Source organism: Nocardia sp. CWNU-33 (genome assembly GCF_046764895.1).
Taxonomy (GTDB): Bacteria; Actinomycetota; Actinomycetes; order Mycobacteriales; family Mycobacteriaceae; genus Nocardia.
The window spans coordinates 108,326-133,404 of the sequence record NZ_JBKOQN010000004.1; the positions used below are offsets into that span (position 1 = coordinate 108,326).

The 25,079-nt window shown below is 66.7% G+C and carries 22 protein-coding genes and 1 tRNA gene; 10 read left to right on the forward strand and 13 right to left on the reverse strand.

Going from position 1 to position 25,079, the window contains the following annotated elements; all coding sequences use genetic code 11:
* Positions 1 to 11 precede the first annotated feature (11 nt).
* Positions 12 to 545 (forward strand): nuclear transport factor 2 family protein, encoded by a 534-nt coding sequence (locus ACLMAL_RS06455; RefSeq protein WP_411998237.1) that lies wholly within the window; start codon positions 12 to 14, stop codon positions 543 to 545.
* Between the two features lies 1 nt (position 546).
* On the opposite strand, the gene ACLMAL_RS06460 is transcribed toward ACLMAL_RS06455, so the two are convergent.
* Positions 547 to 2,190: a peptide chain release factor 3 gene (locus ACLMAL_RS06460; protein WP_411998238.1), complete on the reverse strand. Its 1,644-nt coding sequence runs from the start codon at positions 2,188 to 2,190 to the stop codon at positions 547 to 549.
* 307 nt (positions 2,191 to 2,497) lie between these two features.
* On the opposite strand from ACLMAL_RS06460, the gene ACLMAL_RS06465 reads away from it, so the two are divergent.
* The gene (locus ACLMAL_RS06465; protein WP_411998239.1) at positions 2,498 to 3,109 is read left to right on the forward strand and encodes a 50S ribosomal protein L25/general stress protein Ctc; all 612 of its coding nucleotides are present in this window, start codon (positions 2,498 to 2,500) and stop codon (positions 3,107 to 3,109) included.
* A gap of 24 nt (positions 3,110 to 3,133) precedes the next feature.
* Complete coding sequence (pth, locus tag ACLMAL_RS06470) at positions 3,134 to 3,715, forward strand: aminoacyl-tRNA hydrolase (protein WP_366526988.1); 582 nt, start codon at positions 3,134 to 3,136, stop codon at positions 3,713 to 3,715.
* A 178-nt stretch (positions 3,716 to 3,893) separates the two neighbouring features.
* On the opposite strand, the gene ACLMAL_RS06475 is transcribed toward pth, so the two are convergent.
* Together ACLMAL_RS06475 and ACLMAL_RS06480 are read right to left on the reverse strand one after the other, a co-directional pair.
* The gene (locus ACLMAL_RS06475) at positions 3,894 to 5,540 is read right to left on the reverse strand and encodes a fatty acyl-AMP ligase (protein WP_411998240.1); all 1,647 of its coding nucleotides are present in this window, start codon (positions 5,538 to 5,540) and stop codon (positions 3,894 to 3,896) included.
* 152 nt (positions 5,541 to 5,692) lie between these two features.
* Positions 5,693 to 6,370 carry a lysophospholipid acyltransferase family protein gene (locus ACLMAL_RS06480; protein ID WP_411998241.1) on the reverse strand — a complete coding sequence of 226 codons (678 nt, stop codon included), beginning with the start codon at positions 6,368 to 6,370 and terminating at the stop codon, positions 5,693 to 5,695.
* A gap of 83 nt (positions 6,371 to 6,453) precedes the next feature.
* Here ACLMAL_RS06480 and ACLMAL_RS06485 point away from each other — a divergent pair, with 83 nt between their 5' ends.
* Complete coding sequence (locus ACLMAL_RS06485; protein ID WP_328406107.1) at positions 6,454 to 7,026, forward strand: TetR/AcrR family transcriptional regulator; 573 nt, start codon at positions 6,454 to 6,456, stop codon at positions 7,024 to 7,026.
* A 15-nt stretch (positions 7,027 to 7,041) separates the two neighbouring features.
* Here the strand turns inward: ACLMAL_RS06485 and egtD are convergent, their stop codons facing one another.
* From egtD to egtA, 4 genes are all read right to left on the reverse strand, one after another.
* Positions 7,042 to 8,013 (reverse strand): L-histidine N(alpha)-methyltransferase, encoded by a 972-nt coding sequence (gene egtD / locus ACLMAL_RS06490; RefSeq protein WP_411998242.1) that lies wholly within the window; start codon positions 8,011 to 8,013, stop codon positions 7,042 to 7,044.
* Positions 8,010 to 8,864, reverse strand: coding sequence for an ergothioneine biosynthesis protein EgtC (egtC, locus tag ACLMAL_RS06495; RefSeq protein ID WP_411998243.1), 855 nt, complete (start codon positions 8,862 to 8,864; stop codon positions 8,010 to 8,012). The genes egtD and egtC overlap by 4 nt, the downstream gene beginning before the upstream one ends.
* A 90-nt stretch (positions 8,865 to 8,954) precedes the next feature.
* A complete protein-coding gene (egtB, locus tag ACLMAL_RS06500; RefSeq protein ID WP_411998244.1) occupies positions 8,955 to 10,298 on the reverse strand; it encodes an ergothioneine biosynthesis protein EgtB in 1,344 nt (447 codons plus the stop codon).
* A gap of 148 nt (positions 10,299 to 10,446) precedes the next feature.
* On the reverse strand, positions 10,447 to 11,799 hold the full coding sequence (gene egtA / locus ACLMAL_RS06505) for an ergothioneine biosynthesis glutamate--cysteine ligase EgtA (RefSeq protein ID WP_411998245.1): 1,353 nt from the start codon (positions 11,797 to 11,799) through the stop codon (positions 10,447 to 10,449).
* A gap of 205 nt (positions 11,800 to 12,004) precedes the next feature.
* Here egtA and ACLMAL_RS06510 point away from each other — a divergent pair, with 205 nt between their 5' ends.
* Together ACLMAL_RS06510 and ACLMAL_RS06515 are read left to right on the forward strand one after the other, a co-directional pair.
* Complete coding sequence (locus tag ACLMAL_RS06510) at positions 12,005 to 13,189, forward strand: aminotransferase class V-fold PLP-dependent enzyme (protein ID WP_411998246.1); 1,185 nt, start codon at positions 12,005 to 12,007, stop codon at positions 13,187 to 13,189.
* A gap of 6 nt (positions 13,190 to 13,195) precedes the next feature.
* The gene (locus ACLMAL_RS06515; protein WP_411998247.1) at positions 13,196 to 14,113 is read left to right on the forward strand and encodes a ribonuclease Z; all 918 of its coding nucleotides are present in this window, start codon (positions 13,196 to 13,198) and stop codon (positions 14,111 to 14,113) included.
* Between the two features lie 7 nt (positions 14,114 to 14,120).
* Here the strand turns inward: ACLMAL_RS06515 and ACLMAL_RS06520 are convergent, their stop codons facing one another.
* The 6 genes from ACLMAL_RS06520 to ACLMAL_RS06545 form a co-directional block, all read right to left on the reverse strand.
* A complete protein-coding gene (locus tag ACLMAL_RS06520; protein ID WP_411998248.1) occupies positions 14,121 to 14,753 on the reverse strand; it encodes a DUF2461 domain-containing protein in 633 nt (210 codons plus the stop codon).
* Between the two features lie 136 nt (positions 14,754 to 14,889).
* Positions 14,890 to 15,489 carry a hypothetical protein gene (locus ACLMAL_RS06525; protein ID WP_411998249.1) on the reverse strand — a complete coding sequence of 200 codons (600 nt, stop codon included), beginning with the start codon at positions 15,487 to 15,489 and terminating at the stop codon, positions 14,890 to 14,892.
* A gap of 123 nt (positions 15,490 to 15,612) precedes the next feature.
* Positions 15,613 to 15,873, reverse strand: coding sequence for a hypothetical protein (locus ACLMAL_RS06530; RefSeq protein WP_411998250.1), 261 nt, complete (start codon positions 15,871 to 15,873; stop codon positions 15,613 to 15,615).
* A gap of 132 nt (positions 15,874 to 16,005) precedes the next feature.
* Positions 16,006 to 16,986 (reverse strand): ribose-phosphate diphosphokinase, encoded by a 981-nt coding sequence (locus tag ACLMAL_RS06535; protein WP_366526999.1) that lies wholly within the window; start codon positions 16,984 to 16,986, stop codon positions 16,006 to 16,008.
* Positions 16,983 to 18,473, reverse strand: coding sequence for a bifunctional UDP-N-acetylglucosamine diphosphorylase/glucosamine-1-phosphate N-acetyltransferase GlmU (glmU, locus tag ACLMAL_RS06540; protein ID WP_411998251.1), 1,491 nt, complete (start codon positions 18,471 to 18,473; stop codon positions 16,983 to 16,985). Before glmU ends, ACLMAL_RS06535 begins: the two co-directional genes overlap by 4 nt.
* A 72-nt stretch (positions 18,474 to 18,545) precedes the next feature.
* Positions 18,546 to 18,616: transfer RNA gene (locus tag ACLMAL_RS06545), tRNA-Gln, on the reverse strand.
* Positions 18,617 to 18,897: 281 nt separating this feature from the next.
* On the opposite strand from ACLMAL_RS06545, the gene ACLMAL_RS06550 reads away from it, so the two are divergent.
* The 4 genes from ACLMAL_RS06550 (at position 18,898) to ACLMAL_RS06565 (ending at position 24,873) form a co-directional block, all read left to right on the forward strand.
* Entirely contained in the window at positions 18,898 to 19,512 is a 615-nt protein-coding gene (locus ACLMAL_RS06550; protein ID WP_328413402.1) for a TetR/AcrR family transcriptional regulator, read from the forward strand.
* 216 nt (positions 19,513 to 19,728) lie between these two features.
* A complete protein-coding gene (locus ACLMAL_RS06555; RefSeq protein WP_328406083.1) occupies positions 19,729 to 20,376 on the forward strand; it encodes a TetR/AcrR family transcriptional regulator in 648 nt (215 codons plus the stop codon).
* 166 nt (positions 20,377 to 20,542) lie between these two features.
* Positions 20,543 to 24,157 (forward strand): transcription-repair coupling factor, encoded by a 3,615-nt coding sequence (mfd, locus tag ACLMAL_RS06560; RefSeq protein ID WP_411998252.1) that lies wholly within the window; start codon positions 20,543 to 20,545, stop codon positions 24,155 to 24,157.
* The gene (locus ACLMAL_RS06565; protein ID WP_411998253.1) at positions 24,154 to 24,873 is read left to right on the forward strand and encodes a MazG family protein; all 720 of its coding nucleotides are present in this window, start codon (positions 24,154 to 24,156) and stop codon (positions 24,871 to 24,873) included. Before mfd ends, ACLMAL_RS06565 begins: the two co-directional genes overlap by 4 nt.
* Positions 24,874 to 25,079 lie beyond the last annotated feature (206 nt).

Consider the following 25,079-nt stretch of genomic DNA (forward strand, 5'->3'; position numbering starts at 1 on the left):
TTGTTTGAGGTATGGATCAGGATGCTGTGTCCGCCATCGGCCGGTTGAAGTTCCGATACCTGCGCGCCCTCGACACCAAATCGTGGGAAGAATTCGCCGACACCATGGTGCCGGAGGCAACGGCGACCTACAGCGAATACCTGCAGTTCGAGTCCCGCGATGCGTTCCTTGCCTTTATGCGCAACACCCTCGGTCCGCACGTCATCACCGAGCACAGATGCGATCATCCGGAGATCGACGTCGACGGTGACGCCGCCACCGGTACTTGGTATCTCGCCGACACCGTGCTCATCCCGGCGCACAATATGCTGCTGCGCGGCGCGGCGTTCTACACCGACAGTTACGTGCGCTGCGGCGATGGCAACTGGCGCATTTCGCACACCGGCTACGAGCGCACCTATGAGGTGGTCCTCTCGCTGAGCGACCTCCCGAGCCTGCGCCTGACCTCCAGCCGCTGGGGCCTCATCGCCCAGGAAGACGGCAGCTTCGCCTCGGTCGAACGAGAACCAACCACCCCGTTGCGGCGGGAGCCGGACGCCGGGTGACTCAGTCGGCGGCGGCGACCAGCGGTTCCAGCGTGAGGCTCGGGTGTTCCTTCTCGATGTACTGCAGCCGCCACTTATCGCTGAACAACGCAAGTAGCGCGCCGTCGCTGCGGGTGAAGACCTCCACCCCGCGCTGACGGCTCAGCTCGGGCGCCGACTCGGCGTCGGTGCGCCGCGCCAAGGTGTAGGCCAGGTTTTCCATCCTGGTCTCCACATTGAATTCTGCCATCATCCTGGCGGTGACCACCTCGAACTGCATCGGACCGACGGCCGCGAGCACGGGGGAAGCGTCGCCGCGGATGTCGTTGCGCAGTACCTGCACCACGCCCTCGGAGTCGAGCTGGTCGATGGCCTTGCGGAACTGCTTGTACTTGCCCGCGCTCTCCGCGCGCAGCACCGCGAAGTGCTCCGGCGCGAACGACGGGATCGGCGGGAACTCCACTTTCTTGTCCACGAACAACGTGTGTCCCGGCGCCAGCGCGGTCGCGTTGACCAAGCCGACCACGTCGCCGGGGTAGGCGGTGTCGACGGTGGAACGCTCGCGGCCGAACACGGTCAACGCGTACTTCGTCGCGAAGGGCCTGCCGGTCTGTGCATGCGTGACCACCATGCCGCGCTCGAACTCGCCCGAGACGATCCGCATGAACGCCAGCCGGTCGCGGTGCGCCGCGTCCATGCCCGCCTGCACCTTGAACACCACAGCACTGAACGGGTCGGTGGTGGTGCGCGCCGTACCCGCCACATCGGGACGCGAGCCGGGCGCGGGCGCGAGCGCCACCAGTGCCTCCAGCAGCTGCCGGACACCGAAGTTCAACATCGCCGAGGCGTAGATGACCGGTGAGGTCTGACCGGCGAGGAACAGTTCCTGATCGTGGTCCTGTCCGGTGGCCGAGAGCAATTCGCTCTCCTCGGCGGCCGTGGTCCAGGCTTCGCCCTCGCGCGCTTCGGCGGATTCCGGTGTCAGCGATTCCTCCGGCGCGATGGTCGCGCCGCCGGCGGTGCGGGTGAAGTGGATATATTCGACCGCGGCGCCGTCGGGACCGCGGCGCAGCAGGCCGCGGAAGTCACCTGCGATGCCGACGGGCAGGAACAGCGGGGTAGGCGTGAGGCCGATTCGTTCGTGGATCTCGTCGAGCAGTTCCAGCGGTGCCTGGCCCGGCCGGTCCCACTTGTTGATGACGGTGATCACCGGGATACCGCGGTGGCGGCACACCTGGAAGAGCTTCAGTGTCTGTGGTTCCAGGCCTTTCGCGGCGTCGATGAGCATGACCGCGGCGTCGACGGCGGTGAGTACCCGGTAGGTGTCCTCCGAGAAGTCCGAGTGACCGGGGGTGTCGACCAGGTTGATCACGTTGTCGACATCGGAGCCCGCGGCGCGGTAATTGAACTGCAGCGCGGTCGAGGAGACCGAGATGCCACGGGCCTTCTCCATCTCCATCCAGTCCGAGACCGTCGAGCGGCGTCCGGCCTTGCCGTGGATCGCGCCCGCTTCGGAGATCATCTTGGCGTGCAGTGCGAGCGCCTCGGTGAGCGTCGACTTGCCCGCGTCGGGGTGGGAGATCACCGCGAAGGTGCGGCGCCGGGCAACCTCGGCGGGCAGCCCGCGCGGCGTGGGCGCGACGACACCCTCAGTGGAGGCGGTCAACTTCAACAACCTTTCGCAAACGTCCGATCGGCAACCGCTCCAGCGTACGCGACCGGTATGACCATTGCTCGACGCGCAGTAACCACCCGATTCACCTCGCGCATGACCATTGCGCTATGGTGTTCGGGTTGTCTCGGCGAGGGTGACCGCAGACCTTTGCGCTCACCGTGATCGACGCGGCTCGGCTTCCGGCCGTCCTCGTTCGGTCTTCGCCCGACGAGTTGACCAACTTAGAGCCAGGGCGGAAACAGTCCCTGGTGAGCACTGTTGACCAAGCCCGGAAGAGCCGTAGGGAGTAGATCCAGTCATGTCCGACGCCAACGTTCTCGAAGCCGCCGTTCGTACGGAGTTCGGCAAGGGCGCCGCCCGCCGCACCCGTCGTTCCGGCAACGTCCCCGCCGTGCTGTACGGCCACGCCGCCGAACCGCAGCACCTTTCCCTCAACGCACGCGACTTCGCCGCCATCCTGCGTGAGCACGGCACCAACGCGCTGCTGAACCTCGTCATCGACGGCAAGAAGCAGCTCGCGCTGACCAAATCCGTTGTCGTGCACCCGATTCGCCGTTACATCGAGCACGCCGACCTGCTGATCATCAAGCGCGGTGAGCGTGTCACCGCCGATGTGCAGATCGTGCTGACCGGCGAGGCCGCCTCGGCCACCCTGATCACCCAGGAGAGCACCACCCTCTCCATCGAGGCCGACGCCACCAAGCTCCCCGAGTCCATCGAGGTGTCGATCGAAGGCATCGAGGCGGGCACCCAGATCACCGCCGGTGGCATCGAGCTGCCGAGCGGCGTCACCCTGGCCGGCGATCCGGAAGCCCTGATCGTCAACATCATCGCCGCCCCGGCCTCCGCGCAGGAGACCGAGGAGGCCGCTGCGGCTGCCGCCGAGGGTGCTGCCGAGAGCGCCGAGTAAGAACTCCAACGGGTCGGTTACTTCATGACCGAATCCACGACCGGGCCCGCGCTCGTAGTCGGACTGGGTAATCCAGGTCCCGAATACGAGCGCACCCGGCACAATGTCGGCTTCATGGTCGCCGACGTGCTCGCGGAGCGCGTCGGCGGCCGTTTTGCCGTGCACAAGAAGTCGGGCGCGGATCTACTGCAGGCCCGCCTCGACGGTCGTCAGGTGCTGATCGCCAAACCTCGATCGTTCATGAACTTGTCCGGTCGCCCGGTCGCCGCACTGGCCCGCTTCTTCTCCGTGCCGCTCACCGAGGTGATCGTCATCCACGACGAACTCGATCTCCCCTTCGGCGCCGTGCGACTCAAGCGCGGTGGCGGCGAGGGCGGCCACAATGGTCTTCGCTCCGTGTCCAGCGCCCTGACCACGAAGGACTACCTGCGGGTTCGGTTCGGCATCGGCCGTCCGCCCGGTCGTCAGGATCCTGCGGATTATGTGCTCAAGCCGTTCTCGGCCCCTGAGCGCAAGGAAGTTCCGGTGATCGTCGAGCAGACCGCCGACGCGGTCGAGCTACTGCTGCGCGTCGGGCTGGAGACGGCACAGAACCAGCTGCACTGAACGCCCGCTCGCGGCACCAATTCTCTACGGGTACAAGGCATGTCGCCAGATCAGCGGGGAAAGCGATAGCGCGTCAGGGGGTCGTCCTCGCCCTTGCCGAAGGCGAGGACCTCGGTGGGGGCGGTGCCGAGACGACGGCCGTGGCAGGCATTTATCGCTGCGCCGTGCATGCTGATGTTCAGTGCAGGTGGATGGCGGTGGCGGAGCGGCGGAGTTTGCCCGAGGAGGTCTTGGGAAGCGCACCCGGACCGAGCACCGTGACGGTGCGAGGGCGGACGCCGACCTCGGTGAAGACCGCATGCACGATCTCGTGTTCGATGCGTTTGACCTCGTCGGCGTTCTGGTGGTCGTTGCTCTCCACCACCACCGCGAAGCTTTCGCGTTTCTCACCGGCGTCGAGACGGACGGCGACCGCATTGCCCGGCCGGACGCCGGTGACGTGCATCGCAGCGCGCTCGATGTCGGTGGGGTAAATATTGCGACCGCCCATGATGATGACGTCCTTGATGCGGCCACAGACCACGACAAGGCCCTCTTCGGTGAAGTAGCCGATGTCGCCGGTGTCGAGCCAGCCCTCGTCGTCCTGTGCGGAGCGGAAGCCGTTGACGGTGATATAGCCGGCAGTAACCGCCGGGCCGCGCAATTCGATGACGCCTACCGATCGGGTCGGCAGCGGCTGGCGTTCGGCGTCGACTACCCGGCCCTCCAGGTTGTCGACCAGGTAGCCCAGCGTCGGCAGTCTGCGGACATTGCCCTGGTGCGTATGGTCGTCGTGCACCGGCACCGCCTTACCGAGCGCCTCGAGCAGGTCGGCGTCGACAATGTCGAGCACCTGGCCGTGGCCCGGGTCCGGGACCGAGACGGCCAGGGTGGTTTCGGCCATGCCGTAGACGGGGGTCAGTGCCATCGGGTTGAGCCCGAAGCGTTGTCCGGCCGCGGCAAGCGCGTCCATGGTGTCGGGATCGACCGGCTCCGCACCGTTCCACATGTAGCGGACGCTGCTGAGATCGAGTGATCCCGCCTCCGCCTGCTTCAGCCGGCGAGCCAGCAGGGAGTACGCGAAATTCGGTGCCGCCGTGACGGTGCCGCGGTATTTGTCGATCAGCTCCGCCCACAGCAGGGGCCGCATCAGGAAGTCCAGCGGCGTCACGCACACCACCTCGGCGCCGAATTGCATCGGGACGCTGAGGAATCCGACCATGCCCATATCGTGGAACAGGGGCAGCCAGCTGATCATCACATCGTCGTCGAGCTGGAACTTCACCCGATCGAACATGGCGTACGCGTTGACGAAGAAGTTTCCGTGCGTGATCTGCACCGCTTTGGGCGATCCGGTCGACCCGGAAGTCAACTGCTGCAACGCGATATCGGATTCGGTGGTGGGCACCGGATCGGTGTCCTTGCCGTTGTGCAGCTGATCGATGCGCACCACCGTGATGCCGCGCTCGCGCAGCAGCGGCTCCGCGGCCTCGAAGGGAGCGCCGAGCACCACGGCCCGCGCCTCGATCATGGTGAGCACGGTCTCGGTGTCACGAGCCCACATCATCAGATCGGTGCGCGGGGTCGGCTGATGCAACATGGTGATCGACGCGCCCCGCATCCAGATGGCCTGGCATGCGGGTGCGATATCGACTGGCAGGCCGGCGAGCACGCCGACGGCGTCGCTATGTCCGATCCCGGCTTCGGCAAGTGCACCCGCCATGCGGCGTGCGATCTGATGGATTTCGCCCCAGGTCTGGCGTCGCGGGGCGTCGGGTTCTCCGGTGACAAGCCCGTGGGTGGAGGTGTTGGCCGTCGCGTACATCTCGTCGGTGAACCTGCTCAACGTCCAACTCCCTCATCACGAACGCAGTGGCCGGATCCGCCTCGCCCGAGCACACTGCAGCCGTTTTCCGGCCTGTCTCCACTATCCCGCCATTTCGGCCCGGCGTTAACCCTCTTTTCGATTCGCCGGCCGATCTGTTCTGGTAATTCCGGCTACTGCCTGCTGCCGAAGGTGGCCGCGTAGCGGTCGACGTAGTGGCGGCCCGACCGCGCGGCGAGCTCCCGCATCAACAGATCGGTTGCGGCACGAACGCGCTCGATGGGCACCTCGGTGTGCAGCACGATCGGCGGGTAGTAGCGCGGTGCGCCCACATCGATGCGGACCTTGGCGAAGCGCCAGAACCGGCTGCCGCGCGGGTTCACCTTGTCGGTGCCGGACAACACCACCGGGATCACCGGAGCGCCCGTCGCCATGGCGACGCGCAGCGCACCTGTTCGGCCGCGGTAGATCCGGCCGTCGGGGGAGCGGGTGCCTTCGGGGTGGATCGCCCAGACGCCGCCCGACCGCAGGATCTTCGTGGCGGCGGCGAGAGCGTCCGCGGCCGCGGTGCCGCCGGTCCGGTCCACCGGCACCTGGCCTGACGCGGTAAAGAACCAGCGCTGGAAGCGTCCCTTCACCCCGGTGCCGGTGAAGTACTCCTGCTTGGCCAGGAAGGTGACTCGCCGCGGTATGACCAGCGCCAGGTATAGCGAGTCGATCACGGCCAGGTGGTTGGCCGCGATGATGACCGGTCCCTCTTTCGGAACATGCTGCAACCCTTCCACTTCGGGTCTGCCGAGTAACCGCAACAGCGGGCCTAGCAACACGTACTTGAACAGCCGGTACCACAAAAGAGCCTCCGAGAAAGTTGTTTGTAGACACTGTCTACAGCACGGAGTAGACAGTGTCTACTCGACGCTGCGACAATGTCGCCATGGTCGGAAACGAGTCACTGCGGGAACGGCTGGTCGGTGCCGGTGTCGAGCTGTTGGAGGAAGTCGGCGCGGGCCGGCTCGGGCTGCGCGCGATCACCAGGGCGGCAGGGGTGTCACACGGTGCGCCGCGCAGGCACTTCCCCACCCACAATGCCTTGCTGGCCGCCATCGCCGCCCGTGGCTTCGCGGATCTCATCGAATGGTTCGATGTGGTCGAGGCGGGTGCGGCGACGGCACGCGAGCACCTGGAGCGCATGGGCGCGGCATATGTCGAGTTCGCGGGACTGCGGCCCGAGATGTTCACCCTGATGTTCCGCCACGATCTGCTCGAGGGCTCCGGCGAGAACCTGCGCTCGACGACGCTGCCGCTGTTCCGGCGGTTCGCCGCGCTCGTCCACGAGGCGACCCCGGCGGACACCGACTCCGGTCCGCCGGGGGAGCGGGCGATTGCGCTGTGGACCAATCTGCACGGCATCGCGGCGCTGCAAGCCAACCGCAGCCTTCGACTGGTCGGTCCGGCTATCGATGTGCGGGCACTGGTCGCCCGGGTGATCGAATTGCACGTCGCCTGAACGAGAGGCAACCGGTCATATTCTGGCTGCGAGTACCAGCGCGAAACGGTTGTCCGGGTCGGTCCAGACGTGTTCGGTGCGGAAACCTGCTGCCGTCAGTTCGGCGTCGAGCCCATTGATACGGAACTTGGCGGAGATCTCGGTGCGTAGCTGCTCACCGCGGGCGAATTCGACGGTCAGGTCGAGAGCGCGGACCCCGACGGTCATGTCCTCGACTGCCTCCAGGCGCATTTCGATCCATTCGTTCTCGGCATCCCAGAGGGCAATGTGCTCGAACTTGTCGGGTTCGAAGTCGGCGTCGAGCCGGTTGTTGAGAACATGCAGGACATTTCGGTTGAACTCCGCAGTGACCCCTGCGGCATCGTCGTAGGCGGGGACGAGGACGGCGGGGTCGATGACCAGGCCGGCGCCGAGCAGCAGTTGTTCACCGGGTTCCAGCACGTCGTGGATGCTCGCAAGGAACTCGGCGCGTTCGGCCGGGACGAGATTGCCGATGGTGCCACCGAGGAAGGCGATCATGCGGCGGCCGCCGCCGGGCAGGTTGTGCAGGGTGTCGGTGAAATCGCTGACCACGCCGTGGACGGCGAGACCGGGGAATTCCGCCGCGATCTCGTCGGCGGCCGCGCGCAGCGCCGAGGACGAGACATCCTGCGGGACATAGGTCTTCAGCGGCCCCTCGCTGGTGAGCGCGGAGAGCAGCAGCCGAGTTTTGGCTGCCGAACCGGCGCCCAACTCGACGAGGACCTCGGCCTGCGCGGTGCGCGCGATCTCGCCGACAACCTGTTGCAGCAATGCGCGTTCGGTGCGCGTCGGGTAGTACTCCGGCAGTTCGGTGATCTGCTCGAACAGTTCGCTGCCGCAGGCGTCGTAGAACCACTTGGGTGGCAACCACTTCGGGTCCGCGGTGAGCCCGAGCCTGGCATCCGCCCGCAACGCCGAGGTGAGGTCGTCGTCGGATAGGTAGATCTCCAGCGTCGGTGCAGTCATAGCGGAGTGCCTTTCGGTATCGCGTCGTTCTCGGGTGACGCGGGTGCGGAGGGAAGCGGATCGACCGACAGCACGCCGGGCCGTGCGGTGACCAGGCTCCGATCGGGGATCGGCTGCCAGCGGGGGTCGTCATCGAACGGTTCGGAGGAGAGGATGGCGAAGTCATCGGTGACCAGCGCCGACAGCGAGTGATGCCAGGTGGTCGCCCACAGTTGGGCGCCATCGCCGAGCAGGAAGTTCAGCCGCGATTGCGGGGCGTGGGCGAGCACGGCGGAGACCAGCAGCCTCAGTGCGGCGGGCGCGGCCCCCCACTCGCCGTCGGGCGCGCCGGTGGCGAGCAGGCCGCGCAGAATCACCCAGAGCGTTGCCGAATCGGTGGCCGATTCCGCTTCGAGCAACCGGGTCGGCGTGAACAGCCCGGCGCCGAGTTCGGTTGCGGTGCTGTCGAATTCCGCGGCAACCGCGGCGAGCGTGCGCCGCCAATCCGGCACCATGCCGTTGTGGCTGAATGCCCAGCGGCCGTGGGTGAACGGCGCGCAGGCGCTCCGCTCGATCGGCATGCCGACGGTGGCCGAGCGTACCGCGGCAAGCACCGCCCACGATTCCAGTTGCGGCAGCACCTCTTCGACGGCCGGGTCGGTCCAGATCGGCGCCGAATTGCGGTAGCGGCTGACCGTCACCGAGTCTTCGCCGTCGCGCCACCAGGAGACACCGAACCCGTCGGCGTTGATCGTGCCGCCACGACGCATGTCCTTCGGCGCCCACGCCTGGGTGCGCAGTGAATGTGTTCCGAGCGTGAGCATGTCACCCACCCGCACCTGCGGGCCGAGGTAACCGAGCTGCCTACACATCGGCGGCTCGCGGGTAGCAACGATGAAAGCCGATGCCGAGCACTGCATCCCGGCCGCCGTGGCGATCGTGGCCTGCCGCTGCCGTAGTGCTCATTCGCCTTCACCCTGTCGAAGGTCGCGGGCCAGCCGGAAGCCGGAGAAGATCTGCCGCCGGATCGGATGGTCCCAGTTACGGAAAGTGCTGCGGCAGGCAACGGGATCGGTGCCGAACGACCCGCCGCGCAGCACTCGATAGTCACCACCGAAGAAGACATCCGAGTACTCCGCATACGGAAAGGCACGGAAGCCCGGGTACGGATCGAAGCCGGAAGCGGTCCACTCCCAGACATCACCGATGAGTTGGTGCACGCCGGCCGGGGACGCACCCGCCGGGTACGCGCCGACATCGGCGGGCTCCAGATGCCGCTGCCCGAGATTCGCGGTGCTGGAATCGGGTTCGGCATTACCCCACGGGTAGCGGCGCGACTCCCCGGTGGCCGGATCGACGCGGGCCGCCTTCTCCCATTCGGCTTCGGTGGGCAGGCGCTTGCCCGCCCAGTTGGCGTAGGCCTCGGCCTCGAACCAGCACACGTGCAGCACCGGCTGATGCAGACGCAGCGGTGTCGGCACGCCGAAAACCCGGCGCCACCACTGCCCGGCCGGATCGCGCTCCCAGAACTGCGGCGCGACGAGCCCGGCCTGCTGACGATGCGCCCAGCCGCGCTCCGACCAGAGCTCGGGTCGGTCGTAGCCGCCGTCACCGACGAAGGCCAGGTACTGCGCGTTGGTCACCGGCGCGGCGTCGATGGCAAAGGCGGGCACCTGCACTCGGTGCGCGGGGCGCTCGTTGTCCAGGGCCCACGGCTCGGTCGAAGTACCCATGGTGAATTCCCCTGCGGGAATGATCACTTCGCCGCTGACCGGGGTGGTCACCGTCGGCGCTGCGGGCGCGGACAACACGGCGGGCCCGGTTCGCAGCTGATGGGTGGCCAGCATGGTCTCGTCGTGCTGTTGCTCGTGCTGGGCGATCATGCCGAAGGCAAAACCGCCGTCGACGAGCTCCCTGCCGCGTAATGCGCTGCGGTCCAGCACCTCCCACACCCTGTCGCGCACAGTGCCGACATACCCTCTGGCCTGTGTCGGGTCCAGCAGCGGCAGCTCGGGCCGGTTGGCGCGCGCGTGCTTGAAGGCGTCGTAGAGCTCATCGATGTCGGCGCGCACCGGCTCACGTCCGCCGACATCGCGCACCAGCCACAGCTCCTCCTGGTTGCCGATGTGCGCGAGGTCCCACACCAGCGGGCTCATCAGCCGGGAATGCTGGGCGATCAGCTCGGTCTCGTCGAGGCTGTCGGTGAGGGTGAGGGTGCGGTCGCGCGCCCGGGTCAGAACTTCGGCGATCTGGTCCCGGAGCCGTTCGGTCTCGGTGTTGTCGGTGCTCGGGTGATGAATGGTCACGAGACTGCTCTCCACAGTTGGTCATGGTCGGCCGACGAGCTGATTCGGCCGCTGCGCGCGACCTTTCCCCGCGCGGCCGTTGGTGTCGTCGGCACGTCGGCGGGTAATCGGTTGCCCGCGTGGGAAACTCCAACGCGCGCAACCGTGATCACGACCCTCCTCCTGCGCCGTCGGCGACGGCCTCGTCGGTCGGAGTCCGACCACCACGACATCGCCGGAGCGCTCCGGCGATCTCGCGGGCCGCGTCCGGTGTGGCCGCATAAGCCTCGGCGAGGGTCAACAGCTCGACAGCTACCGACCGGATCTGCGGGTCGGCCAGGCCGCATCGCGCCGCGTGCAGCCACTGTCCGGCGAGCGGCGCGGCCACCGCGGTCGCCTCGGCCACCGCGGCAGGGGTCGACATGAGCGCGTCGACCACATGGATCGGGACCATCCAGTCGTCGTCGGGCTGGGCGTCGAGGTAGCGGACCTCGAGGTGCCCCGCCGCGCGTACCGGCGGGAACAGCGTGGTCAGGTGGTAGTCGAGATCTCCGATATCAGGGCGGCGACCCACCTCGTCGTCCAGCGCGCCGGAAAGCCAATCGGCGAACGAAGCCCCCGGCGGTGCGGACCAACCGGGATCGTGCCCGTTGTCGCCTGCTTCCTTCGCGGCGGCATCGCCATCGTGCGCCGGGTCCGGCCTGCGCACGCACAGCAGCGGCACGTCCAGCGCCCACCTGCCGTAGTCGGCAACCGGATCCGGCCAGGCCTCCACCGGTGGGCGGGTGCGCGCGTGGTCGAGTCGCAACCAGGTGCGCATCCGCTGCGAGGCCCAATCGCCCACTGGCGCACCACGCAGTGCGGGCGAACAGGCGAATGCGGCAAGCAGTGCGGGACCGATCGTGTACAGCGCCGTCCAGCGGGCCGTGACCTCCGTGCGATCGGCGCCCGCATCGACGCTGACCTGGGTGGCGGCGGTATTGCACATCATGAGTTTGCCGAAGGGGCCGATACCGCCGAAGGACTGCTCCATGGCGCGATAGCGCGGCAGCTGCAACACCCGTTTGGGGCGGCGGTCTGCGTCGGCGGCGCCGGAGACAGTGCGGATGGATCGTGATTCGAGAAGATCCCGCAACATCCGGGAGTCGATGCGCAATCCCTCGCACAGCTGCGCGGCAGCGGCGAACGGGGCGCTGGAGAGTTCGATCTGACCGCCGGGTTCGATGGTGACCCGGCTGCCCCCCGGCAGTGAGAGCGCCGGTGAATCGGGGGCGATGGACCTCGGTGCATAGGGTCCGAGAGCAGCTGCGAGTGCAGCCAGTTGCGGGCGGGGAGCGGCCGATCGGCCTGACGTCGAACACTCACCCTGCACAGTGAGCCACTCGAGTTCGGCGCCGATCAGCGTCGGTGGTCCCAATTTGAAACAGACGCCCCCCACATAGGCCTCGGCCGCGACCCGCGAGGACAGATCCCCGTCCTGGATGGCGCTGACCGATTCCGGATGTTCCAGCGTGACCGCCATGCCAACCTCCGCTGATGAGTCCGTCGGCGGCCGGACGGGTAGGTCCGTCCGAGCGCCCTGGTCGGCGGGTTCGTGTCCGCCTTAGCTGGTGTATCGCTGCGACAGCCTGTTGCATTCCGCGTACGCCGGCTCAAACCAGGGTAGCGAGCGAGACCGACAAAAAAGCGACAAGATTTCGAACTCCTGACCGGATATGGTCGTCGGCATGCTGGACGACCATCGCGTACGGGACGACACTCCAGGCATCTCGTCGAGTTCGGGAACCGGGTTGGTTTTCCTCGACAGCGCGGGATCGTCACTGCCACCGCGGACTGTCACCGACACCGTCGTCGATCACCTGCGTCGCGAAGCCGAGATCGGTGGCTACCGTGCAGCAAACGAACGTCTCGACGATCTCGCCGGCGTGAAAACCGTGATCGGCAGGCTCATCAACGCCGACCCGGTCAGCATCGCGCTCAGCGACAGCGCCACCCGCTCCTGGGCTGATTTCTTCTACTCGGTGCCGCTCTCGCCCGGCGATCGCATCCTGATCTCCGGCGCCGACTACGCGAGCAACGCCATCGCGGCATTACAGCGCGCGGAGGCGACCGGGGCAACCGTGCAGCACATCCCCAGCGACAGCAGTGGCCAGCTCGATCTCGACGCCCTCGCGGCCATGATGGACGAGCGCGTCAAGCTGGTCTCGCTGTTGCACGTGCCGACCAACGGCGGACTGGTCAACCCGGCCGCCGAGGCCACCAGGATCGCGCATACGGTCGGCGCCTTGGTGTTGCTGGATGCCTGCCAGTCCGCAGGGCAGCTCCCGATCGATGTGGTCGAACTCGGCGTCGACGCGCTCTCGGTGACCGGCCGCAAGTGGCTGCGCGGACCGCGCGGCACCGGATTTCTATACCTGCGCCCGGAATTGGCCACGTCGATGGTGCCCCAACGTCTCGACCTGCACAGCGCAGGGTGGACGGCGCCCGACACCTACACCCTCGCCCCCGATGCGAGGCGATTCGAATTCTGGGAATGCGATGTCGCGGCCCGCCTCGGCTTGGGCGCCGCCGTGCAGTACCTGCTCGACCTCGGCCCCGACGACGTCTACGCCGCCATCGCGGCCCGCGCGGCGTACTTGCGCAAGTCGCTGCCGGAGATCGACGGCGTCACCGTCCGTGACATCGGCATCAGGCACAACGGCATCGTCTCCTTCACCGTCGACGGTATCGACTCCGTCGAGGTCCGCGATCATCTTGCGGCACAAGAAATTACGGTGACGGTCAGTCACGCCTCCTCTACGCTGTTGGATATGACCGCGCGTGGTCTGGCGTCGGTGGTCCGTGCCTCCCCGCACTGCTTCGTCAGCTTCGAGGAGCTGGACCGTTTCGTGGCCGCCGTCGCAGCGCTCTGAGCACCCATGTCACCACGCGAACTCGTCGTCCTCGGCACCGCGAGCCAGGTGCCGACCAAACAGCGCAACCACAACGGGTACCTGCTCAGATGGGGCAAGGAGGGCCTGCTCTTCGATCCCGGCGAGGGCACGCAGCGGCAGATGGCGTACGCGGGGGTTTCGGTCACCGATATCACCCGCATCGCGGTGACCCACTTCCACGGCGACCACTGCCTCGGCCTGCCCGGGGTGATCCAGCGGATCAATCTGGACCGAGTCCCACATCCGGTCGACGTGTACTACCCCGCCTCCGGCGAGCAGTATCTCGATCGGCTCAGTAATGCCACCGCCTTCCATCACACGGTCGAGCTGCGCAGGCATCCGATCACCGGGCCGGGCTCGTTGGCCGCCTCCGGCGCGCCTTTCACCCTGGCCACGGTGCCGCTGTCGCATCCGGTCGAGGCCTTCGGCTACCGGATCACCGAACCCGACGGTGTCCGTATGCTGCCGGATCGACTCCGTGCCATCGGGCTGCGCGGACCGATCGTCGGGCAGTTGCAGCGACAGGGTTCGATCGAATGGGGCGGGCGCACAATCACTTTGGCCGAAGTCAGTGCGCCGCGGAGGGGGCAGAGTTTTGCGTTCGTGATGGACACTCGGCTCTGCGCGGGCGTCCACGAGCTGGCCGCCGAGGTGGACATGCTGGTGATCGAGGCGACATTCCTGGACGCCGATGCCGGCCTCGCCGAGGAGTACGGGCACCTCACCGCAGGACAAGCGGCCAGGGTGGCCGCGGCAGCGGGCGTGCGCACGCTCGTGCTGACGCACTTCTCCCAGCGATACCGGGATCTTGACGAGCATTTCGCCGAAGCCGCACGGCATTTCACCGGCCCGATCGTTGTCGCGGAAGACCTGGCGAGAATCCCGCTGCCGCCCCGGCACTGAGCCGGGCTCATCCCACGACGGCCGCAAGCCATTCGATGAGGGGACGCATCCCTTCCCACGCGGCGCGAATCTCCTTCGCGGCCCTAGGCTTGTCGAGCCATGGCGGTGCGCCGAATTCTTTACTGCAGGTGAGGGATTTGTGGCGCAGCAGATCGATGCGGGGATGGTCCGCTTCGTAGCCTTTCGGCTTGGTTTTGAGCTTGTCCCCGCCGATCGTGTACCCCGCTTTGGTCAGCTTCGCGAGGATGGCCTCCAGCTCGGCGCCGCGCACCTCGTCGGCGATGGTGGCGCGCAGTTGGGCGACCTGGGCGGGGGAGCCCGAATAGAAGCCGCCGCCGATGAACAACCCGGCCGCGCTGATCTGCACGTACCACCCGGTACCCGGTGCGACGCCTGCCACCGCGCCCTGCGCGGTCTTGTACGGCGATTTGTCCTTCGAGAAGCGGACGTCGCGGTACGGGCGGAAGATCTTCGCGGTGCCGAAGTCCGGCTCCAGTTCCGCGGCGAGTGCGACCATCGGCGCTTTCACCGACTGTTCGTAGACGTCCTTGTGCGCATTCCAGAAGGCCTTCGAATTGTCGGCCTCGAGATCTTCATACAGGTCGAGTGCCGCCAGCGGGAAGCCGGTGAATCCGCTCATGAGATCAACCTAGCGTGCGATGACCAGCTCTTGGACAATGCGTATCTGATGCGAGGTCCTCGTAGAAGTCCAATCCCGCCAGGGGGAACCCACCGAATCCGCTCATGGAGAAAAATCTACCCGGTGGGTTCCCCGGTCAGCTCTGGTCGGGGAGTGCGTCGCCGGCCAGCACGATGTAGCTCACGACGATTCCGATGACCATGGCGACCGCGGCGACGATGACGGCGACCTTGCCGAGGGATTCGCCCTTGTTGCGACCGATGACGCCGAGAATGATGCCCGCTGGGCCGAACAGGATGGGGCAGAACAGCAGCGAGAGCGCCGCGCAGACGAAGGCGATGATCGAATAGATCTGAGCGCCGGATCGTTGGGGCGCGGCACCGTACTCCTGATACGGCTGCTGGGTGTAGGCGGGGAACCCGCCGTAGCGCGATTCCTGCGGGGCTCCGGTCTGCGGGTAGTTGTCCGGCCCGCCGGCCGCGGGGGTTGCCCACTCCGTGCCTGAAGGTTGCAGCGGCTCAGGCTCTTTGGCGAGCGACGGTGATCCGGCATCCGGCGGCTGTGGCGCATCGCCGGTGGGCTGTGGCGCATCGCCAGTGGGCTGGGGCGCGCTGCCAGTGGGCTGGGGCGCGCTGCCGGGTTGCGCCGGGGGCGCTTCGTCTTCGGGCGGTCGGGGCGCGCTGCCGGTCGGCGCGGCCGGCTTGTCATTGTTGTCGGGATGCTGCGGAGTAGTCATGACGCCCTCCTCGTGTGTGTCCGGTCGCGCTCTGCGGGGTACCACGGTGGAGCCGGCCCTCGCACGGTCACGCGTTCCGATTCCCCGGACGCGTCGGGCCTTTTTACTCGGCAGGCAACGGTGTCATACCTCGGAATCGTCGATGATCACCATGGCGGCGACCTCCGCGGGACGTTCGTCGGCTTCGGCGTCCTCGGTGGCCTGACTGTCTGGCGTCCACTCCTGCTCGAGCTCGTCGGCGATGCCGAGGCGGCCGGCGTCGTCGTTCTCATGGTTACAAATCAGCAGGTCGGCGGGTGGATCCTCGATATTGCGCTCGTACTCCCTGATCTCGTTCGCCTGCTTGTCGTCCCCCATGTCGGTGTCCAGCGATTCACGGTCCATACGACCAGTATCCTCCGGCGCCCATCCTGCAAATGGGACCCGACACGGCGAACGGTAATCGCAGCCGCGGACCACCGACGCGAAACGGCGGCCGGGACCCGTGGTCCCGGCCGCCGTTTCCGGGGCAATGTCTCAGGCGTTGCCGTTGAAAAGGCCGGTGACGGAACCGTTTTCGAAGACCTCACGGATGGTGCGGGCCAGCAGCGGCGCGATGGAGAGGACGGTCAGCTGCGGGAACTTCTTGTCCTCGCTGATCGGCAGCGTGTTGGTGACGACGACCTCTTTGGCACCGCAGTTCGCGAGGCGCTCGGCGGCAGGATCGCTCAGCACGCCGTGCGTGGCGGCGATAACGACGTCGCCCGCGCCGGCTTCCTTGAGGACCTTGACCGCGCCCGCGATGGTGCCACCGGTGTCGATCATGTCGTCGATCAGGATGCAGGTGCGGCCCTCGACCTCACCGACGACCCGGTTGGACTTGACCTGGTTGGGCACCAGCGGGTCGCGGGTCTTGTGGATGAACGCCAGCGGCGAGCCACCGAGCGAGTCGGCCCACTTCTCGGCGACGCGCACGCGACCGGAGTCGGGGGAGACCACGGTGATGTGCTCGAGGCTGTAGTTGTTGCGCACGTACTCGGCGAGCTGCAGCTGCGCATGCATGTGATCGACGGGCCCGTCGAAGAAGCCCTGGATCTGATCGGTGTGCAGGTCGACGGTGATGATGCGGTCGGCGCCTGCGGTCTTCAGCAGGTCGGCAACCAGGCGGGCGGAGATGGGCTCACGGCCGCGGTGCTTCTTGTCCTGGCGGGCGTACGGGTAGAACGGCAGCACCGCGGTGATCCGCTTGGCCGAACCACGCTTGAGCGCATCGATCATGATGAGCTGCTCCATGAGCCACTGGTTAAGCGGCGCCGGAAAGCTTTGCAGGACAAACGCATCGGATCCGCGGACCGACTCCTCGAAGCGGACGAAGATCTCGCCGTTGGCGAAGTCGCGCGCGGTCTGTGGGGTGACGTGTACGTCGAGCTCTTTGGCGACCTGCTCGGCCAGCTCAGGATGCGCGCGCCCAGAGAAGAGCATCAGGTTCTTCTGATTGTCGGTCCATGACGCGGTCACTGCTGTTTGCCATCCTTTTGCTCGATTGCCTGACTCGACATCTCGTTGGCCGCGATGGCTTCCGCCGCCGCGTGCGCCGCAGCAGTTCCGGGACGGTACCGCTGGACCCAGTTTTCGATATTGCGCTGTGGTCCACCTGACACCGCGAGAGCCCCCGGTGGAACGCTTCTGCGCAGTACAGTACCCGCCGCCGTATACGCGCCGTCACCCACGGTGACCGGTGCGACGAACATGGTGTCGCTCCCGGTGCGCACATGCGATCCGACAGTGGTGTGATGCTTCTTCACTCCGTCGTAATTCACGAAAACGCTCGACGCACCGATGTTGCTGTGTTCGCCGATGGTGGCATCGCCGACATAGGTGAGGTGCGGTACTTTCGAATGCGCGCCGATCGTGGCGTTCTTGGTTTCGACGAATGCGCCGAGCTTGCCGGACTCCCCGACCACGGTGCCGGGTCGCAGGTAACTGAAGGGGCCGATAGTCGCGCCCGGGCCGATCATGGCCTGGTCGCCGTGGGTCCGCACGACGCGAGCGCCGACGCCGACGACCACATCGGTCAAGGTGGTGTCCGGTCCGATCTCGGCGTCCTCGCCGATGTCGGTGCCGCCGAGCAGCTGCACCCCCGGCCGGATCACCGCGTCCCGCGCGATCTTCACGTTCGCGTCGACCCAGGTGGTCGCGGGATCGACGATGGTCACCCCGGCCCGCATATGCCGCTCCAAGATGTAGCGGTTGAGCGTGCGCGCGGCGTCCGACAGCTGCACCCGATCGTTGACGCCGGTGACCTTCGCCGCGTCGATGAGCCGGGCGCCGTGCACCGGATGTCCGGCTTCGCGGGCCAATCGCAGCACATCGGTGAGGTACAGCTCATGCTGGGCGTTGGCGGTGGACAGTCGGCCGATCATGGTGCGAAGCACTGCGGCGTCGAAGGTGTACACACCGGAGTTGACCTCGTTGATCGCGCTCTGTTCCGGTGTGGCGTCGGCATGTTCGACGATCTCGGTGACCTGACCGTTGGCATTGCGGACGATGCGGCCGTAGCCGTTCGGGTCGTCGGGCACGAAGGTCAGCACCGTGACCGCGGAGCGTTCGGCATAGCTGCGGTGCTCATCGAGCAGCGCGGACAGGGTGTGCCCGTCGAGCAGCGGCACATCGGCTGAGGTGACGAGCAGGTCGCCGGTGAAATCTTCGGGCAGCGCCTGCAGCGCGCATTGCACGGCGTGTCCGGTGCCGAGCTGTTGTTCTTGGATTGCGGTAATGATCTCGCGGCCGAGATCGGCGGCGACGGCGCCGACCGCGGCGCCGACTTGTTCGCGGTCGTGTCCAACCACGGTGATGAGAAACGCGGGGTCGATCTCGTTAGCCGCATGCAGCGCGTGTGCGAGCATGCTTCGACCGGCGAGCGAATGCAGCACTTTAGGGGTCTTCGACCGCATCCGCGTCCCGGCACCAGCTGCGAGAACGACGACGGCGGTCTGCTGTGGCATGGATCTCCCTCGGCTGCCTGTCATCGTGCTGGCCAACGTGCGGGGCCAACGATAGGCCATCGTGCCGGTGAGCTCCGCCGCCAGGACTCGAACCTGAACTATCTGAACCAAAATCAGAGGTGCTGCCATTACACTACGGCGGATTATCACACCGGCGGATGGGTGAACCCGCCGCTGTGCTCGAGCACGATGAAGATCCTCGCATACTGTTGCGCTCTCGGGCGAATGCTCCCCGTCTCCCGGCGTCTTTTTGCCGGTCGTCGGATGTTTGGTTCGGCGTCGGCGCAGTGCCGATCGATCGGCGCTGCCCGGGGTGACTCGTGGTGCAGTGGGGCTGTCTGGAACAGTTGTTGCCAACTTATGGTCGTGCGCAAGGGAGGCGGGAGCGATGTCTTCGGGTGAGCCTCGCGTGCCCCGGCCCCGGATGACGGGCACGCAGCGGCGGCAGCAGTTGATCGAGATCGGTCGCGCACTGTTCGCCGAACGCGGGTACGACGCGACCTCGATCGAGGAGATCGCGCAGCGGGCCCAGGTCTCCAAACCCGTGGTGTACGAACACTTCGGCGGCAAGGAAGGTCTGTACGCGGTCGTCGTCGACCGGGAGATGTCGATGCTGCTCGACATGATCACCTCCTCGCTGACCCAGAACCGGTCGCGGATCCGACTCGAGCAGGTCGCGCTCGCGCTGCTGACCTATATCGACGAGCGCACCGACGGCTTCCGAATCCTGCTCCGCGATCAGCCTGCGACGACCACCGATGGGCGTTACTCGAGTCTGCTCAACGAAGCGGTCAATCAGGTATCCCACCTCCTTGCCGGGGATTTCGAGCGCAGAGGCTTCGATACCAGTCTCGCGCCGATGTACGCGCAGGCATTGGTCGGCATGGTTTCCACCGCGGCAACCTGGTGGCTGGATGAGCGCAAACCGTCGAAAGAGGTTGTCGCGGCACATCTGGTGAACCTCTGCTGGAATGGGCTCAGCAACCTGGAGGCCGATCCGCAGTTGAGCTCGGAATGGCGCACTGACAAGGGTGATTGACACGGTTGGGGTAACCGGGATTGTTCGGTGCAAGACCGGGTTGGTAACCAGCAAATTGCGACGGAGGTCCGATCGAATGCTCGAATTGATTGGCGGGCGCCCACCTGGTGGTACGGTTCACGCATCCTCTGGGTGCTGTTCGGGCGGTAAGTCGGTCTTGTTCGTGATGTCGGTCTACTTCAGGATGGCTGGTTTTAGGGATGACAGGCGGATCTGATGGCTAGGCAAGCGCGCGCGGAGATCACCCGCGATTCCGTCCTTGCGGGCGCTGCCGATGTCTTTCTGCGCTTGGGATATGCGAATGCGAGCCTGAGCGAGATCATCGCGCAGTCGAACGTGACCAAGGGCGCCTTGTACTTTCACTTCGGTTCGAAGGAAGAGCTAGCGCGCGCCGTGGTCGACCAGGGCAACGAGCGCCTGGTCAGTTCGTGCCAGGGTTTCTTCGATCCCCGGGTGCCCGCGCTCGAAGCGTGCATCGGGATCACCTATGTGGTCGCGGACCTATCGATGAACGACCCGATGGTCGGCGCGATGCTCAAGCTGACCCACCAGATCGGTGACTACCGCGGCGCCCAGGGCGACAACATCGCCAAGACGTGGGGCGACACCTACCGCGTGCTCTCCGAACGCGCCATCACCCAGGGCGATCTGGAGCCCGAGCTCGATCCCGAGGTGATCGGGGTGCTACTGCAGGAGATGACCGCGGGCGTGCACATCATCGCCGTCGGCACCGATTCGATGGATCAGATGGCCGCGCGGATGGAACGCATGTGGTTCTTCCTGCTGCCGTCGATCGTGCCGCCGGAGAAATTGTCGTACTTCCGTGAGTTCGCCGCTCGCCGTCTCCGCCGCTACGTGCCGTAATTTTGCCGCGTGGCCGCGAACGGGCCCGTAGGACTCACCTGTGCGGGTCGGCCAGGATGGAATGTTCGGTCGAGATCCTGTCCCCATGTGGGGCCGGGTTGCCTGTCAGGGGGAGTGGCTAGACTCGGTTGGCCGTCCTAAACCCCGCCTGAGCTCAGGAGCCCGCATGTCCACCCATCGTCCACCATTGGCGGGACTGGCCGCGGTGGCCGGTGCCGACGCCGCGCTGCGAACCGTCGCCGACCTGGTCGGGAAGTCGCCGGTCGAGTTGGTCGCGCCGTCCGCGGTGCGGCCGTTCGTGGCGGCGACGATCGCGGCGCGCAAGCCGCTGGTGGTGGTGACCGCGACCGGTCGTGAGGCCGACGACCTGACTGTCGAGCTCGAGGAGATTCTCGGCCCCGCCGTTGCGCAGTTCCCCTCCTGGGAGACGCTGCCGCACGAGCGGCTCTCGCCGGGGGCGGACACCGTCGGGCGCAGGCTTTCGGTGCTGCGACGGCTGGCGCATCCGGAGGATCCGACGTTCCCGGAGCCGCTGCGTGTAGTGGTGACCACGGTGCGATCGCTGATGCAGCCGATGGCTGCCGGGCTCGGCGATATCGAGCCGGTGGTGCTGCGCGTCGGCGCCGAACTGGATTTCGACGAATTGCTCACGCGCCTGGTCGAATTCGCTTACACCAGAGTCGACATGGTCGGTAAGCGCGGCGAGTTCGCGGTGCGTGGCGGCATCCTCGATCTCTTCCCGCCGACCGCCGATCACCCGGTGCGCGTGGAGTTCTGGGGCGACGAGATCACCGAGCTGCGGCCGTTCGCGGTCGCCGACCAGCGATCGCTGCTCGACGTCGATGTAGACCTCGTCGTCGCGCCGCCGTGTCGCGAACTGCTGCTGACCGCGGCGGTCCGGGATCGCGCCGCCGAGGTCGCCGTCGAGAACGCGGCCGATGCCGCGCTGGTCGAGATGCTGGAGAAGCTGGCCGAGGGCATCCCGGTCGAGGGCATGGAAGCACTGCTTCCGGTGCTGCAGCCCGGTGAGCTGCGGCTGCTCACCGAGGTACTGCCGGACGGAACCCATCTGCTGCTGTGTGATCCGGAGAAGATCCGCACTCGCGCAGCCGATCTGGTGCGCACCGGCGAGGAATTTCTCGAAGCCTCCTGGACCGCGGCCTCGTTCGGCAGCGACGCGCCGCTGGGCGCACATGGTCTCGATCTCGCCGCGTCGGGCTACCGTGCGCTGCCGGAAATCCACGACAGCGCGAACGCGCAGGGACTGCCCTGGTGGAGCCTGAGCCCGCTCACCTCCGGCGATCCCGCCGAGGTTGTGTTGCCGGTGCTGGCCGGTCCCGCGGCGCGCGGTTCCGACGAACTGGTCGCGACGATCTTCGCGTCGATGCGTGCGCACGTGGCGACGGGTGGCCGTGCCGTGATTGTCGTCGCCGGACACGGTACGGCGCAACGCATTCTGGAGCGACTCGCCGACGCCGAGGTGCCCGCCGCGGCGCTGGCGGCGGGTGCCGAACCGACCGCGGGTGTGGTCGGGGTGCTGTGCGGTTCGCTGCACGACGGGATGGTGCTCGACGACGCCGGATTGGTTGTCGTCGCCGAATCGGATCTCACCGGCAACCGGGTCACTGCACCGGGCGAAGGCAAGCGACTACCCGCCAAGCGGCGCAACCAGGTCGACCCGCTTGCGCTGAACGCGGGCGACATGGTGGTGCACGACCAGCACGGCATCGGCCGGTTCGTAGAGATGATCGAGCGGACCGTCGGCGGAGCGCGCCGCGAGTACCTGGTCATCGAATACGCACCCGGCAAGCGGGGCCAGCCGGGCGACCGGCTGTTCGTGCCGATGGAATCCCTCGATCAGCTCTCCCGCTACGTCGGTGGGGAGATGCCGAGCCTGTCCAAGCTCGGCGGCTCCGACTGGGCGAATACGAAACGCAAGGCGCGCAAGGCCGTTCGCGAGATCGCCGGTGAACTGGTGCAGTTGTACGCGGCACGACAGGCCGCGCCCGGGCATGCGTTCGCGTCCGACAGTCCGTGGCAGAAGGAGATGGAGGACGCGTTCGCCTTTACCGAGACCGTCGACCAGATGACCGCCATCTCCGAGGTGAAGGCCGACATGGAGAAGCCGGTCCCGATGGACCGCGTGGTGTGCGGCGACGTCGGCTATGGCAAGACCGAGATCGCGGTGCGCGCCGCGTTCAAGGCAGTTCAGGACGGTAAGCAGGTCGCGGTTCTGGTCCCGACAACGCTGCTCGCACAACAACATCTGCAGACCTTCGCCGAACGCGTCGCCGGCTTCCCCGTCACGGTGAAGGGGCTGTCGCGTTTCACCGATCCGGCCGAGTCGCGGGCGGTGCTGGAGGGCCTGGCCGACGGCAGTGTCGACATTGTGGTCGGCACGCACCGATTACTGCAGACCGGCGTGCGCTGGAAGGACCTCGGCCTGGTCGTCGTCGACGAGGAACAGCGTTTCGGTGTCGAGCACAAGGAGCACATCAAAGCGCTGCGCACCCACGTCGATGTGCTGACCATGTCCGCGACGCCGATTCCGCGCACGCTGGAGATGAGCCTGGCCGGCATTCGCGAGATGTCCACCATCCTCACTCCGCCCGAGGAGCGCCATCCGGTGCTCACCTATGTCGGCGGGTACAACGACAAGCAGGTCACCGCCGCCATCCGCCGCGAGCTGCTGCGCGACGGCCAGGTCTTCTATGTGCACAACCGGGTGTCCTCGATCGACAAGGCCGCCAAGCGGATTCGCGATCTGGTGCCGGAGGCCAGGGTCGCGGTCGCGCACGGTCAGATGAACGAGGACGCGCTGGAAGGGACCGTGCAGGGTTTCTGGGAGCGGGAATTCGACGTGCTGGTCTGCACCACGATCATCGAGACGGGGCTCGACATCTCCAATGCGAACACGCTGATCGTGGAACGCGGCGACTCCCTCGGCCTTTCGCAGTTGCACCAGCTGCGCGGCCGGGTCGGGCGCAGCCGTGAGCGCGGCTATGCCTACTTCCTGTATCCGCCGGAGAAGCCGCTCACCGAAACGGCCTACGACCGTCTCGCCACCATCGCGCAGAACTCCGATCTGGGCGCGGGCATGGCCGTGGCCATGAAGGACCTCGAAATCCGTGGCGCAGGAAACGTGCTCGGTGCCGAACAGTCCGGTCATGTCGCGGGCGTCGGCTTCGATCTGTACGTGCGCCTGGTCGGCGAGGCCGTGGAGGCCTACCGCGCCGCCGCGGACGGCAAGCCGATCACCACCGAGGAGATCAAGGAGGTGCGCATCGACCTCCCCGTCGACGCGCATATCCCGCCCGACTACATCGCCAGCGATCGCCTCCGCTTGGAGGCCTATCGCAAGCTCGCGGCTGCCCAGGACGATCCGGCCCTGGCCCTGGTGGTGGAGGAACTCGTCGACCGCTACGGCCCGCTGCCGGTCGAGGTCGGCCGGTTGATCTCGGTGGCCAAGCTGCGCCTGCTGGCCCGCGAATACGGCGTCACCGAAATCGCGGTCACCGGAACCACTCTCAAGGTTGCGCCGCTGAGCCTGCCGGACTCCAAGCAGATGCGACTCAAGCGCATCTACCCCAGCGCGGGCTACCGGGCCGCTAGCGGCGTGGTCCAGCTGCCGCTGCCGAGGGTCGAGGACAGTGTCGGCGCCGAGCGGGTCCGTGACGTGGTGCTGCTGCAGTTCGTCGCCGACTTGCTGCTGGCGTTGGACGGAAAAGCACAGGGCGCGGTCGATCTCACCGTCGCCACCGAGGTTTCGGCGTCGCGATGACCGGCTCCTCGGCATCGGAGGGCACCGCCTCCGACACGGCCAGGCTCGCCGAGGGATTGGCCGAGGCGGTGGAGGTGATGGACCGGCTCTGGAACTTCGGCGGGTGGGAGGTCACCCAGACCCACGACTCGTTGCGTCCCTACCTGCTCGAGGAAACCTACGAACTCCTCGACGCCATCCAGCACAACGACGTCGAAACCATCAAGGAGGAACTCGGCGATCTGCTGCTGCAGGTGCTGTTCCACTCCCGGATCGCCGAGGCTGCAGGGGAATTCACGGTCGACGATGTCGCGGCGGCGTTGGTCGCCAAGCTCGTCAATCGCAGCCCGCACCTCGTCGATGCGCCCATCGACCCCGGTGCGACGGTCGCCGAGAAGGTCGCGGCCCAGGAAAAAGCGTGGGAAGAGCGCAAGTCCAGCGAAAAGTCCCGGCGTTCCTGCCTGGACGGCATCGCCATGGCGCAGCCCGCCCTCGCCCTCGCCGAAAAGATTTGCGAGCGCAGCGCCAAGGCCGGCCTACCGGACGACCTCGTTCCCGATGCCCTTCGCACGGTGCGGCTGGGCGGCCCCGGTAGCGCCGAAGAACGGCTCCGCAAGGCGACTCTCGCGTTCGCAGCCGAGATTCGCGCCGCCGAGGATGCCGCCGAAGCGAGCCGTGGCGAACGGGCTGCGCTATCGGTCTCGGACTGGCGGAAGCATTGGTCCGCTGCGGATTAGCCTGTGGTTCGGCCGCAGGGCTGCCTGATCGGGTTGACGGTCAACGAGATCGGTCGTCGACGGCGTGAAATACAGTGGGTTCACTCATGTGTCGAACCGAATCCGACCGAGCTGCGCCGTCTTCGATTCGCGGTAACCTCGCAGGTAGTTAGTGATTTTGGCCTTTATGTGAACGGGACTTGTTGTGAGATAACCACGTTTTCTAA

Bases quoted from the DNA above. Each gene is read 5' to 3' on its own strand.
- ACLMAL_RS06515 (WP_411998247.1), top strand. From the start codon at position 13,196: ATGTCACCACGCGAACTCGTCGTCCTCGGCACCGCGAGCCAGGTGCCG.
- mfd (WP_411998252.1), top strand. From the start codon at position 20,543: ATGTCCACCCATCGTCCACCATTGGCGGGACTGGCCGCGGTGGCCGGT.
- ACLMAL_RS06485 (WP_328406107.1), top strand. From the start codon at position 6,454: ATGGTCGGAAACGAGTCACTGCGGGAACGGCTGGTCGGTGCCGGTGTC.
- ACLMAL_RS06465 (WP_411998239.1), top strand. From the start codon at position 2,498: ATGTCCGACGCCAACGTTCTCGAAGCCGCCGTTCGTACGGAGTTCGGC.
- ACLMAL_RS06530 (WP_411998250.1), bottom strand. From the start codon at position 15,873: ATGGACCGTGAATCGCTGGACACCGACATGGGGGACGACAAGCAGGCG.
- egtD (WP_411998242.1), bottom strand. From the start codon at position 8,013: ATGACTGCACCGACGCTGGAGATCTACCTATCCGACGACGACCTCACC.
- ACLMAL_RS06525 (WP_411998249.1), bottom strand. From the start codon at position 15,489: ATGACTACTCCGCAGCATCCCGACAACAATGACAAGCCGGCCGCGCCG.
- egtA (WP_411998245.1), bottom strand. From the start codon at position 11,799: ATGGCGGTCACGCTGGAACATCCGGAATCGGTCAGCGCCATCCAGGAC.
- ACLMAL_RS06555 (WP_328406083.1), top strand. From the start codon at position 19,729: ATGGCTAGGCAAGCGCGCGCGGAGATCACCCGCGATTCCGTCCTTGCG.
- glmU (WP_411998251.1), bottom strand. From the start codon at position 18,473: ATGCCACAGCAGACCGCCGTCGTCGTTCTCGCAGCTGGTGCCGGGACG.
- ACLMAL_RS06550 (WP_328413402.1), top strand. From the start codon at position 18,898: ATGACGGGCACGCAGCGGCGGCAGCAGTTGATCGAGATCGGTCGCGCA.
- pth (WP_366526988.1), top strand. From the start codon at position 3,134: ATGACCGAATCCACGACCGGGCCCGCGCTCGTAGTCGGACTGGGTAAT.
- egtC (WP_411998243.1), bottom strand. From the start codon at position 8,864: ATGTGTAGGCAGCTCGGTTACCTCGGCCCGCAGGTGCGGGTGGGTGAC.
- ACLMAL_RS06510 (WP_411998246.1), top strand. From the start codon at position 12,005: ATGCTGGACGACCATCGCGTACGGGACGACACTCCAGGCATCTCGTCG.
- ACLMAL_RS06520 (WP_411998248.1), bottom strand. From the start codon at position 14,753: ATGAGCGGATTCACCGGCTTCCCGCTGGCGGCACTCGACCTGTATGAA.
- ACLMAL_RS06565 (WP_411998253.1), top strand. From the start codon at position 24,154: ATGACCGGCTCCTCGGCATCGGAGGGCACCGCCTCCGACACGGCCAGG.
- ACLMAL_RS06455 (WP_411998237.1), top strand. From the start codon at position 12: ATGGATCAGGATGCTGTGTCCGCCATCGGCCGGTTGAAGTTCCGATAC.